Source organism: Ichthyenterobacterium magnum, assembly GCF_003610635.1.
Taxonomy (GTDB): Bacteria; Bacteroidota; Bacteroidia; order Flavobacteriales; family Flavobacteriaceae; genus Ichthyenterobacterium; species Ichthyenterobacterium magnum.
In genome coordinates this window covers 367,841-383,954 of sequence record NZ_RAQJ01000001.1, presented here as the reverse complement: position 1 = coordinate 383,954, position 16,114 = coordinate 367,841, and the positions used below count along the sequence as shown (strand labels likewise).

The following is a 16,114-nucleotide window of genomic DNA, read 5'->3' as shown; positions in this document are numbered from 1 at the left end:
AATAAATATCTATTTGTGAAATTTAACTCACAAGGGGTTTTTGGGTCATTGCTTTTGGTTGCTTAATTCCCATAAGTCTTAGAATTGTAGGAGCTATGTCTCCTAAAATACCATCCTTAATTTCTAAGTTGCCATTGTCAATTAAAATTATAGGAACTGGATTGGTGGTGTGCGCTGTGTGTGGCGTTCCATCAGGGTTTATCATGGTTTCGCAATTACCATGATCTGCAATTAATATGGTTGTGTAATCATTTTTTAAAGCTGTTTCTATAACTTTTTTAACACATGTATCTACTGCTTCACAAGCTTTTATTGCAGCTTCCATAACTCCTGTGTGACCAACCATATCTCCATTAGCAAAATTTAGGCAAACAAAATCTACATCGCCTTTTTCAAGTTCAGGAATAAGAGCATCTGTTAATTCAAAGGCGCTCATTTCTGGTTTTAAATCGTAGGTTGCTACTTTTGGAGAATGACGTAAAATTCGAGTTTCACCTTTAAAAGGCTGCTCTTGTCCTCCTGAAAAGAAAAAAGTAACGTGCGGATATTTTTCTGTTTCTGCTATACGTATTTGAGTTTTGTTTTGTTGCTCTAACACTTCACCTAAAGTATCTGTAAGATTATCTTTATTGTAAATAACATTAATTCCTTTAAAAGAGTCGTCATAATTGGTCATAGTTGCAAAATGCAAATTTAATTTGTGCATGTTTTGCTCATGAAAATCTTTTTGAGATAATGCTTCTGTGAGTTGACGACCTCTATCTGTTCTAAAATTAAAAAAGATAACAACATCTCCATCTTTAATAGTTGCTATGGGTTGATTGTTTTTAACCATAACGATTGGTTTTATAAACTCGTCAGTTATATTTTCGTCATAACTATTTTGAATTGACTCTAATACGCTTTCTGAATAATTTCCCACACCATTTACTATTGCATCATAAGCTAATTTAATGCGCTCCCAACGTTTGTCTCTATCCATAGCATAATAGCGTCCTGTTACAGAAGCAAGTTTTGTGGGAGAGTTTTTAATATGAGATTCTAATGTGTTTATAAAACTTAATCCAGATTTTGGATCTACATCACGACCATCTGTAAATGCATGAACAAATGACTTTTTAATTCCAAAATCGTTAGCAGCATTTACTAAACCTAAAAGATGTTTAATATGAGAATGTACACCGCCATCACTTACTAAGCCTAAAAAGTGGATGGGTTTGTTATTGTGTTTTGCATATTGGAAAGCTTCTACTAAAGTGTTTTCATCTTTAAGCGTATTGTTTTTTACAGCTAGATTTATTTTAGCTAAATCTTGATAAACAATTCTACCAGCACCTAAATTCATATGTCCAACTTCACTGTTTCCCATTTGTCCTTCTGGTAACCCAACATGTAAACCATCTGTTCTTAAAGACGCATTAGAATAAGTTTTATAAAGCGAATCAATAAAAGGTGTTTGTGCATGATCTATTGCAGATACTTGTGGGTCTGGAGATTTCCCCCAACCATCTAGAATCATTAAAATTACTTTCTTATTCATGTGCGTTAAAATTTAAGTTCAAAGATAAAAGTTTAAATGCCTATACATGAAACTTTAGTAACAAAAAAATAGTATTGATTAAAGATTGATTATGTAATTTTTTAGTTACTCTTAATTGGTTGATTTTAATTGTGATGTGCTTAACATATTTGTTTGCAAATAGTTAAAAAAATGTTATTTATGATTTTAATGTGTAACACTTTGTAAATAATATCGTCTCTTTAGTATAATCAAAAAACAATCAATTTAATTTAAAATCTTTCATCATGAAAAAATCAGTAGTTATTATTGCAATCGCATTAGGGTTTTCATTTACAACCTTAAATGCAACAAACAAATTAGAAGCTTTAACAACAACTTATGAAGCAACGTTTAAATCTCCAGTTAACCCTTTTTGTATGTCAATTGTTAAAGGAGATTTTGATACAGTAAAAAAACTTATAGAATTAGGTTCTGATGTTAATCAGGTTTCTAATGGTTTAACGCCTGCAATGTATGCAGCAAAATATAATAGATTAGATATTTTGAAATTGTTAGTAGAAAAAGGAGCAAAGTTGAATAAAAAATCAGACAAAGGAATGACTGCTGCTAAATATGCCAAATTATCTAATGCAAAAGATACTTTAGCATACATTAAAAGTTTAGATTCTTAAAAAAAAACAGACCTTGTAATAAGGTAATTATTTGAGTTAGTTAGTTTGAAAAAACGCTTTAGTTTTCCTAAAGCGTTTTTTTGTATTTTGCAATAGACGCTTTTATCTTTTCTATTCTATTTTCTGGGTCTGGATGTGTGCTCTGCATTTCTGGAACTCTATTTGGTCCAGCAGCTTGTTTTAAAATTTGCATTACACCAATCATTTCCTCAGGATTATAGTTAGCTTTTAACATAAATAAAACACCAAGATCATCACTTTCTAATTCATCATCTCTACCATTGGTTAATAGTGTATTTTGACCAATACCGCTTACTAAACCTCCAATATCTCCACCAACAGAACCAGCAGTAGCTAAGCCTTGCCAATATTCACTTTCTGCAATACGTTCGGCACTATGTCGACCAAGAACATGCCCTATTTCATGCCCTAAGACACCTGCCAATTGGTCTTCGTTTTCTAGTTTAGAAAATAATGCATAGGTAATAAAAACTTGACCTCCAGGTAGTGCAAATGCATTAATGGTATTTGGATCTGCTAGTAAGTGAAATTCATATTTATAAGGTGTTTCTTTAGCTATACTATTGTTTACTAATTTGTTTCCAACATTATCAACTAAAGTTTGATATTGGTTGTTTGGATGTAAGCCTCCATGTTGTTGAGCCATTTGCGGGGCACTTTGTAAACCAATAGCTATTTCTTTATCTGGAGTCATTGAGATAGTTTGCGTTCGCCCAGTGTATGGGTTCACTTCACGTTGACTACATCTTTTAACAACAAAAAAGAGTGCAATAACAATCCCAATTAATAACCTTACTTTTAAATTTCTTCCTCTCATTTTAGTCTAGTTTAATAGTATTAAATTTACAAAAGTTCTGGATTTATATCTAATATATTTTCGTTTAAGTATTTGGTAATGAATGTGTCTGAAAAATATTTTGACCCTATTAGCTTTTCTTTTGTAAGAATAGATTTTATATCTAAACCACAAAAACTTGATAAAAAATGGGTAGAAAGTGGTTTGTAACTATAGTGCCATGGCTCATATTTAAATCCTTTTCTGTTTGATGAGTTTGTGTAAACTAAATAAAAACCAAATTTATTTGCGTTTTCATCCAGCCATGTTTTTAATTTATTATAACAGCCTGTATTTTTAAAATTTTTTGGAGATAAGAGGTGTTTTGGTCGTTTTGCATTAGCATCAATAATATCAATGTCTGTTCCCTAATGATGCCTTGATGTGCCTGGAATTGTAGAATATTGTATTATGTTTTGAATACTTTGTGTTGGACTCATGCCTTGATTTAGGTTCTTTTTATACTTACGTTCCCAAATTCTTTTTTGGTCATCGAAGCTTCTATAACTTGACACGATTTTTATATTTAGGTTACTTTTTAAGGCATCGGTTTTCATTTTTATAAAAGCATTATGAGCTTCTTTTTTCAACTTAAAATTAGACCCAAATAAAGATGGATTTCCTTTTCCTATGAGCTCATTAAAAGGAATTATTTTTTCTGCACTTTGAAATGCAAGCGTAGGTAGTAAGGACAATGTTACTCCAGAAACTGTTGCAGACTTTATAAATGTTCTCCGATTCATAAACTAAATTTCCTTATACATTACATAATGAGTGCCAACTTTTTCAATTTCAAATGCTGAGCCAATTATTTTATAGTTGTTTCTTTTATAAAAACGAACAGCAATTTCACGCGCATTACACCAAATGAGTTTTACTTTTTTTTCTTTTAAAAATTGTTCTGCATATTTTAAAATTTGTTCTCCATACTTTAAACCTTGATAAGCTTCTAGTATTGCCATACCACGAAGCTGGTATTGTTTAGTTTCAAGAAATAGTTTATTTGTTTGCATTAAAAATGTTGCAACACCAACAAGTTTTTTCTCAATATATAATCCTATATGAACAGTTGTTTCTAAATTATCACCACTAAAGATGCAATCTTCAATTGGTCTGCCTTTACGTAAAACAGGATGTCTAACAGCATGTGTTTCCTTTGCGCTAATTAATTTTATGTAAGACTTAGAATTTTTGATTTATTTAAATTTTCAGTTATAAAAATAATTATCTTCACTTAAAAATAGTAACAAATGCCATTTGAATTTAAAATTATCGAAAAGTCGAAAATTAAAGAGGTAATTCCTTTAGTTCAAAAATTAACAGAACATAAGTTTTCTGATGCAGTTTTAGAAAGTCGTTTTTTAGAAATGGCAAATCAAAACTATGAGTGTGCAGTTATTTATAATGATGATAAGCTTATAGGAGTTTCAGGACTTTGGTTTTGTACACGACATTATTCTGGTAGGAGCGTAGAAATTGATCATGTTTTTATTGATGATGGCTATAGAAATAGAGGTTTAGGTAAACAATTTTTGAATTGGATTTATAAATATATTAAAGATAAAGGCTTTGAATCTATTGAGTTAAATACATATGTACAGAACCATCCATCACATAAATTTTATTTTAATGAAGGCTTTAAAATATTAGGTTATCATTTTGTGAAAACACTTTAGATTTTTCTTTATTAGAAAGTATAGTTTATATATATTTGCGCCTCGGAAATGCGAGAGTAGCTCAGTTGGTAGAGCGTCAGCCTTCCAAGCTGAATGTCGCCGGTTCGAACCCGGTCTCTCGCTCAAAAGCTTCATCTAAAACGATGAGGCTTTTTTATGCAATAAATAAAATGGTATTTAAAAATTTAGGGTAAGAAGTTTATACTGAGCGCAGCCGAAGTAAACCCGGTCTCTCGCTCAAAAGCTTCATCTAAAACGATGAGGCTTTTTTATTTTAACCTATTAAGTTCTGTTTCGGTATCAACTTCGTATGGTGCTTTGTTATATTCAAAAATACGAGCAGATAAGTCGCCTTTCAAAATTATAGAATCACCTTTTACTGCTAGCCAACTACCTTCTCTAATACCAACAACTGGTTGTGTATTAAACTTATGAAACTCTTTAATACGCGTTTCTCGAGTTTCTCCCATATGTTTGCTAATTGGGTCTGGATCTAAATAGTGTGGGTTTATATTAAAAGGTACAAAACCAAAAGTTTTAAAACTTGGTGGATATACAATAGGCATATCATTAGTTGTATTTACAGTTAGACCGCAAATATTACTTCCAGCACTTGTGCCTAAATATGGTGTTCCGTTACTTACGACGTCCTTTATAACTTCTAAAAGATTGTTTTTATATAATTGATTTACCAAAACAAATGTGTTTCCACCGCCAACAAAAATACCTTTAGCATTTTTTAAAGCTTCTTTTGGGTTTTCGAATTCATGAATTCCTTTAGCTTTTTTATTGATTTTATTAAAAGCTACATTTACTTTTGCTGTATACTCATCATGCGTAATTCCTCCTGGTCTTGCGTAAGGAATAAACAATATATCTGAAGTGTTTTTAAAAAACACAGACAACTCTTCTAAAAGATATTCTAAAGAACCGCTTCCGTGAACTGTAGATGTACTTGCTATAATTATATTTTTCATGCTTGGTAAATTTGTTGTAAATTTAAGTAAACCTTCCATTTAACAAAAGTTTATAATGACTTTGCAATTTAATTAAGATATGAAATCCGTTCTTTATACTTCTAAACCAATTCATATGAAAAGAAAATTACTAGTATTTGTTTTTTTGTTTCAGGCATTTGCCATTTTTTCTCAAGTTAGTAACCGTATAGAGGTTTCAGGTAAAATTGTTGTAGATAGTGATGATCTTGAAGGTGTAACGGTTTATAATTCTTCAGCAAATAAAGGCACAATAACAAATGAAAAGGGTGAGTTTGTTATTGAGGTTGCGCTTAACGACCATATAGAGTTTGGAGCACTTCAGTTTAAAGATTTTACAGTAATTATTGATGAAAAAATTATTGACTCAAAACAAATGACTGTTTTTTTAGTGGAAGATGTAAATAAACTTGATGAGGTCGTTATTTTGCCTTATGACCTTACCGGAAATTTAGCAGTTGATTTAGAAAGTGTTAAAACATTTAACCCCAATATGGAAGCAATTCATTTTGGTATTAAGCATAGTAGTGCGTATGAGTTTTCTGATGATATACGTTCTAATGTAGAGAATATAGCCATGCACTCTCAAGGCCAAACAATGGTTAATGGTTTAAATGTTATTAATTTAGTTGGTTTGCTTTTAAAGCCATTATTCAGGTCTAATAAAAGTAAAGAAGGAAAAGCTAAAAACGCAAGTGTTAATATTCCTATAAATACTTTAACAACTTATTATAGTGAGCTTTTTTTAAACGAAAATTTTGGTATACCAATTAATAGATTTGAAGAGTTTATAACTTATGTAGAAGCTAATAACCTTGATTATTCTTTATTAGAAACAGGTAAAGAATTACAATTTTTAGAGCATTTAACTTTACAGAGCAAACAATTTTTAAAGCCTAAGAGTGAAAAGGATTAGGTTTTATATACTTGTATTATTCAGTTTTAGTTCATGCATTGTAAATGCTCAAACAGATGTAAACGGGAAAGTTATAGCGTCTGATGAAGTAGAAGGTATTCATATTATTAATAAAACAGCAAATAGGTTTACAATAACAAACGAACGCGGTGAGTTTGTGATTCCAGCTAAACACAGTGATACAATTCTGGTTTCTGGCATAAAATACCAGCCCAAAGAGATTATTGTTACGCATTTACAAATTCAAGCTAAATCAATAACGGTTTATCTCACCGAGAATATAAATGAATTAGATGAAGTTGTTGTAGGAAAAATTTTAACAGGAGACTTACTTTCAGATATCGAAAACTCAGATACAAAGCGCGATATTAATTTTTACGATTTAGGAATACTTGGTTATACTGGGAAGCCAAAAACACAAACGGAAAGACGTTTGTATGAAGCAGATCACGGCAAGGCAATTAGCCTATTTGATGGAGCACCTTTAAAAATTAATTTTCAAAAAATACTTAATAAAATTTCTGGGCGTACCAAAATGTTGAAAAACAGAGTGCATTTTGAAAACCAAGAGAAATGTATGAGGTCTGTAATTTCTGAATTTTCAGAATTACTTTTTGAAGCTGATTCATTAGAAGAAGAGTTAAGGATTGACTTTTTCTATTTTGTATCTGATGATGAATTATTTTTAGGACTATGTGAAGCTAGTGATGACTTAAAAATGTTAGAGTTCCTTCAGTAAAAATTAATAGTTTATAGCGCTAATCTTAAAACTAAAAAGAATTAATGACACTCAAAAATAATTCATAAACAACACTATTATCTAATCAAACATCTCACTATATTTGCACTGTGATACAAGGAGCAACATTTTTATTTATTGGTACAACAGAGATTGTATTTATCCTATTTATAGTGGTAATGGTTTTTGGTGCTGATAAAATCCCTGAAATAGCTAGAGGTTTAGGGAAAGGTATGCGTATGCTTAAAGATGCTTCAAATGATATTAAGTCTGAAATCACTAAAAGTGCTGAAAAACAAGGTATTGATTCAGATGTTACTAAAAATATTACCGAAGAGATTAATAAAGTTAAAGACGACCTTCAAGACTTTACTGGTTCTGTAAAACGAAAATTATAATTATTTTTTTCGACTAATAGTCAAGCCATCTCTTATAGGAAGTAACACCGTTTCTATTCTATCATCTTCTTTTAATAATGTATTATACTCTAAAACTGCTTTAGTAGATAAATCTTTTGGATTAAGCGGTTCTATTACTTTTCCGCTCCACAACACATTGTCTGAAAGGATAATGCCACCAGAGTTTAGTTTGTCTATAATTACCTCAAAATAATTTGGGTAATTGTCTTTGTCTGCATCAATAAACACTAAGTCAAAAGTAGCATTTAGTTTTGGTATAATGTCTAATGCATTCCCTAAATACTGAATTATTTGTGCTCCATATTCAGATTTATCAAAATACTTACGCTGAAAATCTACTAGCTCTTCATTAATATCAATAGTATGTAATTCACCTCCATTTTTCATGCCTTCTGCTAAACACAAAGCTGAGTATCCTGTGTATGTGCCTATCTCTAAAATATTTTTTGGGTTTACGAGTTTAGAAATCATACTTAAAATACGTCCTTGATAGTGGCCACTAAGCATACGTGGTTGCAGTATTTTTTGATAGGTTTCTCGCGTTAGCTGTTGTAATAGTTTTGGTTCGTCTTCAGAATGTTTTACAACATAATCATCTAATTGTTCTGGTATAAAGTGCATTGATGTGTATTAATGAACGCCAGACATTAGTTTTTTAATTACTGGCGAAATTAGTAATGCAAATATACCAACAATCACACTAATTACACCAAAGCTTGCATATACAGATAAGTAAGAATATAACTGCTGAAAGTTATCACTATTTTGCATTGCAATTTCTGGTGTTATTCCAGTGATAAACTCGACAGTATCACCAAATATTCCTTTTGTAAACACATTAGTTTCACCTTCGGTTACAGTGGTTAGTTTGGCTATTTTTCCAGCAAAATAATGACCATAAAAGTTTGCCGAAAACCAAACACCCATAATAAATGCAACATATTTAAGAGGTGATAACTCAGTCATTTTTGAAAGGCCAATAGGCGATAGAAATAACTCGCCAATAGTTAGTACTAAATATCCAAGCACTAAGTATAACATTGATGTTTTTGCTAGTTCATCAACACTGTGTGCAGATAATGCAAAAATGATAAAGCCTAAACCTAAAAATATTAACCCTAAGCTAAATTTAATAGCTGAATTTGGGTTTTTCTTCCGTTTACTTAAGTATGTCCATAGTATTGAAAAAGGTATAGCAAAAAGCATGATAAATCCTGCATTTATGCTATTTGTTCCAGCAGCATCCATGCCAACTAAGTTGACGTTTCTGTCTGCAAATAGGGTAAGAGAGCTTCCTGCTTGTTCAAAAATAGCTGAGAATAATGTATATAGTACTGTAAAATAAATAGCAACAGTTAAGCGCTTTTTTTCAATTGCATTTACAGATTTTAGTATATATATAATGTAGCCAATTAAGAATACTGAAACAACCCAAACAAGATAGTGTTCAAACTGATGAAACTTAATAATTATTGCAAAAAGCGGAACCGTTAAAAATGCAGCAATGGTTATTTGTTGCCCTTTATTTAAACCAAGCCATGTTTTGTTATAAAGTGTTGTATTTGGTTCAAAACCTTTGTTTCCAAAAACGTCACTTTTTAATCCTTTATTAAAAACTAAAAGTCCAACGACCATTCCTATTCCAGCTAAAACAAAACCATAATGCCATCCATAACTTTCAGCAAACCAAGCACAAGCTAAAGGAGCAATAGCAGCTCCTAAGTTAATTCCTAAATAGAAAATAGTAAAACCAGAGTCTCGTCTTGCATCACCTTGCTGATATAAATCACCTACAAAAGAGGAGATATTTGGTTTAAAAAAACCGTTTCCTACAATGATTAAACCTAATGAGCCATAAAAGAAGACTGGATGCTCAAAGGTTAAAAAGAAATGACCTAATGCCATTAAAACACCTCCAAGTAATATAGCTTTTCTGAACCCTAATATTTTGTCTGCAAGAATACCACCAATCATTGGTGTAACATAAACTAAAGACATATATGCTGCATAAATACCAAAAGCCATGTCGTCTGTAAATAATAATTGTTTAGTCATATAAAGCACCAAAAGTGCTCGCATGCCATAAAACGAAAATCGTTCCCAGAGTTCTGCAAAAAATAAGTAGAGTAATCCTTTTGGATGACCAAAAGCTTCATTAGAATTAGAGGTGTTCATCTGTTCTGTTTTTTGATTTGATGGCAATGTATTTTAAGATGATGTCAATACAGAACAGTGTTGTAATTTATAATAAATTATAGTAGATTGTGCTTAATTGTAACTGAGTAATTTATAGCCTGCAAAGCGTTTTGTAGTCTGCGTTTTGAGATGCTTTACAAAACTCTTCAAGTAATGTTGAATCTATAGTTATATGATTAGGAATCATACGTAATCGGTAGCGACCTTCGCCAATAAAAGTGAAAAGATCACGTCTTTCTAAAGACTGAGTAGCATCTAATTTTAATATAGAATTTATATTCTCAATAATGCGTGTTAGATAGGTTTGGTTTTTAATTTCTCCACCTAAACTTACAGAAATACTTTGCGAATTACCTTCGCCATATTTTCTTCTTATAGCAAACTTTAATAAATTTTTGTATTGTGTTGTTTTAGAACCAAAATCTATAGTTTGGTCAAAAACACCTTTAGTAGGAATGCTAATTTTTACTAAACTCCAATCCATAAAACTAATTGTCATTTCGTTAGGTTTTGGCATGTTTGCTAAACGAATAACCCAAGTTGTTGCTAATACAAGAAATACTGAAATCAAGGATGTTTTAGCAATTATCTTTATGAGATTATTACTAAATTCATTTCCGAAGGTTGTAAATACTTCTGATAATTGAGAAGAAAACATCAGAAAAACTACCAATACTGAGATAACACCAACAATTTTTAAACCTCTATGAGCAAATGTTCTATAAAGTGAAATACCCAATAAATAACATAAAAAACCAGATAGAATTAAATCAGGTATACCACTTGTTTTAATGTTATTTGTTATGCCATTTGTGCTTGATGAATTTGAAAGTATAAAAGTGATTATAGACGTTACAACAATAATTATTATTATAGTTTTAATATTTTTTTTGTTGTGATATATAAAGCGTGGCGCATAATAAAAGTAAAATAAAGCCAACAATAAAAACATGTTATTGACTATAGATAGGATATGAACTCCAAATTGAAAACTGTTGGTGTTTTCAAAGTTGAACACACTTCCAGTATACGACCAAATACCAGAAAGCACCCAAATAAACATTGAAAAACTCAGATATAGTAAGCCTTTATCTACACGTTTTTGAGTGTCGTCTTCTTCAAGAAGTTGTTTAAAACGTTTCCTAATATTGTACCAAATAGCAATAAGTAATATGGCTCCAACAAACGAAATGAAAATGTGTGAAAGGTTATAAAATTCTGAAACTTCAGTCATTCTAACTAGTTTAGAATTTTATCTATTAAATCTGTTTTAGCAGTATTGTTATCACCAAACAGCCAACGCAACACATTGTCTTCCCAAATGTCATCGTATTGTTTTTGATTGATAATATCTCTATCAATAGCTAAATCTAATAGTTTTCCTGGATATGATGATTGTGCATCACTTTCCATCTCTCCAAGAGGATATGGGTCATCTAATCCCATAATGACTTGATTAGAACCTTGACGTTCAATCATCAATTTTAAAGAATCAGTATCGTGTACAAGTGTATCAAAATAAATATTTGGATGACCAACTGCTTTTCTAGGGTGCGTTTTACCTTCAAATAAATCTGGACGACCATCAAAACCTTGAATACGACGACCTAAATTCATTTGAGCTAATTGTCCACCGTGAGCAAAGCAAGTTCTAATATCTGGGAAACGCTCTTGCATTCCGTTTAGAGTGTAAAAATGATAGGCATCACCACATTGAGCAAGCATCCAAATTAAATGAAAACGCCAATTGGTGTTTTCTAATTTTATCATTTTATCACCATCGTACGGATGAATTTCAATGGCTAATTTGTACTTGTTTGCTAACTCAAAAATGGGATCGTTTTCTTTGTCAAACACACAACGCCATTGACCGATAGAATCCATAAAGTGTGTTGGTAAGCACAAAACGTGCATGCCTAGTTCTTCTACACAACGTTCCATTTCCCATAGAGCACCATGAATAAAACCAGGATGAACTACAAATCCGCAAGTAAATTTATCAGGGTTATCATGCTGAACTTTAGCATTAAAATCATTTTGAAAACGCAAGGCTTTTTTCATTTCTTCTAAGCGAAGACCGTTTCCATATAATTGCGATAAATTTAAAACTACTGCATGATCCAGACGGTTTTTTTCCATCCATTCAATCTTTTCATCTAAAAAGAAACTGGAATCGGTTACGGGGCGTTTCCAACCTTTTTGTAACATGTGCTTACGCTCATCATCTACCCAGAAAATTTCTTTTTCCTTCATAAATTGAGGAATTTGCTCTGGATAAGGTAATAAATGCGAGTGACCGTTTATCCTTAATTTTTGTTTTTCTTTCATATGTCATGCTGAGCGCAGTCGAAGCATCTCATAAATTATTATTAATTAAAAAGTTGTAATCTAAACAGAGTAATAAAAAAGATTTTTCACTTTGTTTAGAATGACAGTATTAATCTATTTGTACTTTTTTAGGTGGTTGCATTACTTCACCACAATTTGGGCAGCTGCGTTTGTCTTTATCTCCATAATATTTGTCGAAAATCGCAGGCATATCAGTTTCAATATTGTCTAAAGTAAAATCTTCTTCATACAATTTAGTTGTACAATTTTCACAGAACCAAAGTAAAGCATCTTGAACACCTTTTTCTCTTGGATATTCAATAACTAATCCAACAGTGTTTGCTCCTCGTTGTGGAGAATGCGGCACTTTTGGAGGTAATAAAAATATTTCACCTTCTTTAATGTGTATGTCTTTTGGTGTGCCTTTATCAATGACTTTTAAAACAATATCACCTTCAACTTGATAGAAAAATTCTGGAGTTTCATTATAGTGATAATCTTTTCTGCTATTTGGTCCACCAACAACCATAACAATAAAATCACCATCTTTCCAAACTACTTTATTTCCAACAGGTGGTTTTAAAAGATGTCTGTTTTCTTCAATCCAAGCTTTAAAATTTAAGGGAGAAACTAATTTACTCATGATTCTATTTTTATTTTGTCATTCCTGCAAAGACAGGAATCTTTTTTAATTCTATTTCAATATATAATGGATTCCGTATCAAGTACGGAATGACAAGTTCTAAAGTTAATGATTACTTTTCAATTTATAAGATATCAAATCAAGTTTGATATTAAAGAGATTTTGTGCGTCCACCATCAACAGGAAGATTAATTCCGTTAATATAGGCTGCACGTTCACTTGCAAGAAACGTAATAGCATCTGCTAGTTCTTCTGGTTTTGCAAAACGTTTTGCAGGAACAGCATTTTTCATAGCATTTGATGCATCATCAATTGTAACACCAGTTTTTGTAGATTTATTTTTGATAATTTCACTTAAACGCTCTGTTCCTGTTGCTCCCGGCAATACATTATTGACTGTAATTCCAAATTGACCTAATTCATTTGCTAAGGTTTTGCTCCAATTTGCAACTGCGCCACGAATGGTGTTACTCACACCTAAGCCATCTAGTGGTTGTTTTACAGATGTAGAAATAACGTTTACAATACGTCCATAATTTTCGTCTTTCATAAACGGAACAACTGCTTGTGCTAGTACATGGTTGCATTTTAGATGTTGTGTAAAAGCACTTTCAAACTCATCGACATCTGCCGAAAAAACTGGCCCACCTTTTGGGCCACCTGTATTATTTACTAAAATGTGAAATCCATGATTTTCAGAAATATATTCAGAAACTTTAGCTTTCAATTCTATTGGATTTGAAAAATCTGCCACAATATAATCGTGATTACGTTGTTGAGGTAATTCGGCAAGCGTAGCTTTTAGCTTTTCTTCATTTCTAGCTATAAGTGTTACTTGAACGCCTTCTGTTGCTAAGGCTAAAGCTGTTGCCTTGCCAATTCCAGCAGTGCTTCCACAGACTAAAGCGTATTTGTTATTGAGCTCTAAGTTCATTTAATTTTTAAATTTAAAACTGTTAAAAATTTTGTTTCCTATATTAATATAGCTTTCATAATCAGTCTCTGTACAAGTTAATGTGAGTACGTAAGCGGTTTTATTTTTTATAAAAACTAATTGTCTAAATTTTAAAACGATACCATTTCCAAAACTACCAGACCAAACAAACAATTTCGCATCTAAGTCATTTGATTTTATTAATTTGTTTTCTATAATTTGGGCATCATTAACTTGAGATAAAATCTGTTTAATTGTTGTGTTTATATAAGAATCTAGATTAATTTTATCTTGTTTAAGAAATTCTAGATTGAGGTTTATATTTTCTTGGAATTGATCATTTTTTGCCGAGTTAGGACTAGCTTTTAAAACAAACTGAATCGTAGGTTGAGGTTTTTGATTGCTGTAAGTCCAATCTGAAGGATAATCAATAGTGTAATTGTCCTTTGTGTATGTCTGCCAATTGTCTTGAGCAAAACAATGAAAAGTAATTAATAATGTTAAGATAGTTATTTTAAAATTCATATTTGTTATCCTAAACTTGATTCAGAATCTTTTTAAATTATTTTTTTCTATTGTTTTACTAACCACTAACCACTAACCACTAACCACTAACCACTAACCACTAACCACTAACCACTAACCACTAACCACTAACCACTTAATATTTAATACACACATTTTTAGCTTCAGTAAAAAAGCGTAACGCTTCAAAACCACCTTCACGGCCAACGCCAGAATTTTTTACACCACCAAAAGGTGTTCTTAAATCACGCATCATCCAAGTGTTCACCCAAACAATTCCAGCTTGTAATTGATTACTCATACGCATGGTGCATTTTAAATCATTAGTCCAAAGTGTTGCTGATAAACCATACTTTACTTTGTTTGCCATTTGTAAGACACTATCTTCAGTATTAAATGGCATGATGGTAACTACTGGCCCGAAAATTTCTTCTTGATTTACGCGACATTCATCATTTGGAACTTCAATAACTGTTGGCTCTAGATAGTAGCCATTTTCGTAGCCTTTAACTAAAACATCGTTTCCGCCACATAAAACAGTTCCATTTTCGTCTTTAGCAATTTGAATGTATTCTTTTACTTTTTCTAAATGTGGTTTGGATACTAAAGCACCAATATTTGTGTCTGCTTTAGATGGATGACCAATTTTTAATGCCTTTACGCGATTAACAAAATCAGCTTTAAATTTATCATAGATAGACGCTTCAACAAAAATACGACTTCCGCATAAGCAAATCTGACCTTGATTTGCAAACGACGAACGTACAGTAGTATCTAACATATCTTCATAATCACAATCTGCGAAAATAATATTTGGATTTTTTCCACCGAGTTCTAGTGATAATTTTTTAAACATTGGCGCAGCTGTTCTCGCAATATGTGCTCCAGTTGCTGTGCCTCCAGTAAAACTAATGGCTTTAATATCTGGATGTTCTACAATGGCTTGACCAGTTGAACCACCAAGCCCATGAACAATATTGAGTACACCTTTTGGTAACCCAGCTTCGTTGCAAATCTCGCCTAATAAATATGCAGTCATTGGCGTAACTTCGCTTGGTTTTGCAACTACACAGTTTCCTGCGGCAATTGCTGGAGCAATTTTCCAACTAAATAAATAGAGTGGAAGATTCCAAGGAGAAATACAGCCAACAACACCAATAGGCTGGCGTAAGGTGTAATTTATAGCTTGTTGACCAACACTCTCATGGCTTTCGCTTGCAAATTGCGTAATGGCATTTCCGAAAAATCTAAAGTTGCTTGCTGCTCTTGGGATATCTACTGCTTTTGCTAAATTTAAAGGTTTGCCATTGTCTTTAGATTCGGCTTCGGCAAAGCGTTGCAAGTTGGCTTCGAGTAACTCAGAAATTTTGAGTATGATTCTGCTTCGCTCTTCAAATGTAGTTTGTGACCAAACAGGGAAAGCAGATTTTGCAGCGATATAAGCATTTTCAACATCTTCTTTGGTTGAGTTAGGTATTTGTCCATAAACTTCACCATTAGATGGATTAAAGTTGTCTATCCAATTGTCATTAATTGGATTATGAAAGTTGCCGTTAATATAGTTTTGAATGTTCATTTTTTGTTATTTCTACTAAACCGTAAATTTATTTTCAACTATTACTAAACTGAATTAGACTTAACATTATGAAAGTAATTCCAAGAAGTATTAAGCCAATTTTTGATGCTTTACCATA

The 16,114-nt window shown here is 31.8% G+C and carries 17 protein-coding genes, 1 tRNA gene and 1 pseudogene; 6 read left to right on the top strand and 13 right to left on the bottom strand.

All coding sequences use genetic code 11. From position 1 onward, the window contains the following. Positions 1–22 precede the first annotated feature (22 nt). A complete protein-coding gene (gene gpmI, locus BXY80_RS01905; RefSeq protein ID WP_120199525.1) occupies positions 23–1,540 on the bottom strand; it encodes a 2,3-bisphosphoglycerate-independent phosphoglycerate mutase in 1,518 nt (505 codons plus the stop codon). A 266-nt stretch (positions 1,541–1,806) separates the two neighbouring features. On the opposite strand from gpmI, the gene BXY80_RS01900 reads away from it, so the two are divergent. Beyond that, complete coding sequence (locus tag BXY80_RS01900) at positions 1,807–2,193, top strand: ankyrin repeat domain-containing protein (RefSeq protein WP_120199524.1); 387 nt, start codon at positions 1,807–1,809, stop codon at positions 2,191–2,193. A gap of 67 nt (positions 2,194–2,260) precedes the next feature. On the opposite strand, the gene BXY80_RS01895 is transcribed toward BXY80_RS01900, so the two are convergent. The 3 genes and pseudogenes from BXY80_RS01895 to BXY80_RS01885 form a co-directional block, all read right to left on the bottom strand. Further along, positions 2,261–3,031: a M48 family metalloprotease gene (locus tag BXY80_RS01895; protein WP_120199523.1), complete on the bottom strand. Its 771-nt coding sequence runs from the start codon at positions 3,029–3,031 to the stop codon at positions 2,261–2,263. Between the two features lie 26 nt (positions 3,032–3,057). Continuing rightward, positions 3,058–3,792: pseudogene (locus BXY80_RS01890) on the bottom strand (M15 family metallopeptidase). A 3-nt stretch (positions 3,793–3,795) separates the two neighbouring features. After that, positions 3,796–4,110, bottom strand: a complete 315-nt coding sequence (locus BXY80_RS01885) for a GNAT family N-acetyltransferase (RefSeq protein WP_394340459.1) — start codon at positions 4,108–4,110, stop codon at positions 3,796–3,798. A gap of 189 nt (positions 4,111–4,299) precedes the next feature. Between BXY80_RS01885 and BXY80_RS01880 the strand changes: the two genes are divergently transcribed. Continuing rightward, the gene (locus BXY80_RS01880) at positions 4,300–4,725 is read left to right on the top strand and encodes a GNAT family N-acetyltransferase (protein ID WP_120199521.1); all 426 of its coding nucleotides are present in this window, start codon (positions 4,300–4,302) and stop codon (positions 4,723–4,725) included. A 50-nt stretch (positions 4,726–4,775) separates the two neighbouring features. Further along, a tRNA-Gly gene (locus tag BXY80_RS01875) sits at positions 4,776–4,848 on the top strand. A 146-nt stretch (positions 4,849–4,994) separates the two neighbouring features. Here BXY80_RS01875 and pepE read toward each other — a convergent pair. Beyond that, entirely contained in the window at positions 4,995–5,702 is a 708-nt protein-coding gene (pepE, locus tag BXY80_RS01870; RefSeq protein WP_120200323.1) for a dipeptidase PepE, read from the bottom strand. Between the two features lie 115 nt (positions 5,703–5,817). On the opposite strand from pepE, the gene BXY80_RS01865 reads away from it, so the two are divergent. The 3 genes from BXY80_RS01865 (at position 5,818) to BXY80_RS01855 (ending at position 7,773) form a co-directional block, all read left to right on the top strand. Next, positions 5,818–6,636 (top strand): carboxypeptidase-like regulatory domain-containing protein, encoded by an 819-nt coding sequence (locus tag BXY80_RS01865; protein WP_162843257.1) that lies wholly within the window; start codon positions 5,818–5,820, stop codon positions 6,634–6,636. Further along, positions 6,623–7,375: a carboxypeptidase-like regulatory domain-containing protein gene (locus tag BXY80_RS01860; protein WP_120199519.1), complete on the top strand. Its 753-nt coding sequence runs from the start codon at positions 6,623–6,625 to the stop codon at positions 7,373–7,375. Before BXY80_RS01865 ends, BXY80_RS01860 begins: the two co-directional genes overlap by 14 nt. Before the next feature lie 110 nt (positions 7,376–7,485). Then, positions 7,486–7,773 carry a Sec-independent protein translocase subunit TatA/TatB gene (locus BXY80_RS01855; protein ID WP_120199518.1) on the top strand — a complete coding sequence of 96 codons (288 nt, stop codon included), beginning with the start codon at positions 7,486–7,488 and terminating at the stop codon, positions 7,771–7,773. Here BXY80_RS01855 and BXY80_RS01850 read toward each other — a convergent pair whose 3' ends face one another. From BXY80_RS01850 to BXY80_RS01815, 8 genes are all read right to left on the bottom strand, one after another. Further along, positions 7,774–8,415, bottom strand: coding sequence for an O-methyltransferase (locus tag BXY80_RS01850; protein ID WP_120199517.1), 642 nt, complete (start codon positions 8,413–8,415; stop codon positions 7,774–7,776). It lies immediately after the preceding gene. 9 nt (positions 8,416–8,424) lie between these two features. Next, positions 8,425–9,969 (bottom strand): peptide MFS transporter, encoded by a 1,545-nt coding sequence (locus tag BXY80_RS01845; RefSeq protein WP_120199516.1) that lies wholly within the window; start codon positions 9,967–9,969, stop codon positions 8,425–8,427. Positions 9,970–10,081: 112 nt separating this feature from the next. Continuing rightward, positions 10,082–11,224 (bottom strand): hypothetical protein, encoded by a 1,143-nt coding sequence (locus BXY80_RS01840; RefSeq protein ID WP_120199515.1) that lies wholly within the window; start codon positions 11,222–11,224, stop codon positions 10,082–10,084. A gap of 5 nt (positions 11,225–11,229) precedes the next feature. Beyond that, the gene (locus tag BXY80_RS01835) at positions 11,230–12,318 is read right to left on the bottom strand and encodes an amidohydrolase family protein (protein WP_120199514.1); all 1,089 of its coding nucleotides are present in this window, start codon (positions 12,316–12,318) and stop codon (positions 11,230–11,232) included. 109 nt (positions 12,319–12,427) lie between these two features. After that, on the bottom strand, positions 12,428–12,961 hold the full coding sequence (locus BXY80_RS01830) for a 3-hydroxyanthranilate 3,4-dioxygenase (RefSeq protein ID WP_120199513.1): 534 nt from the start codon (positions 12,959–12,961) through the stop codon (positions 12,428–12,430). A gap of 151 nt (positions 12,962–13,112) precedes the next feature. Next, on the bottom strand, positions 13,113–13,895 hold the full coding sequence (locus BXY80_RS01825) for an SDR family oxidoreductase (RefSeq protein ID WP_120199512.1): 783 nt from the start codon (positions 13,893–13,895) through the stop codon (positions 13,113–13,115). Next, positions 13,896–14,420 carry a PsbP-related protein gene (locus BXY80_RS01820; protein WP_120199511.1) on the bottom strand — a complete coding sequence of 175 codons (525 nt, stop codon included), beginning with the start codon at positions 14,418–14,420 and terminating at the stop codon, positions 13,896–13,898. Between the two features lie 136 nt (positions 14,421–14,556). Next, on the bottom strand, positions 14,557–15,996 hold the full coding sequence (locus tag BXY80_RS01815) for an aldehyde dehydrogenase (protein ID WP_120199510.1): 1,440 nt from the start codon (positions 15,994–15,996) through the stop codon (positions 14,557–14,559). Positions 15,997–16,114 lie beyond the last annotated feature (118 nt).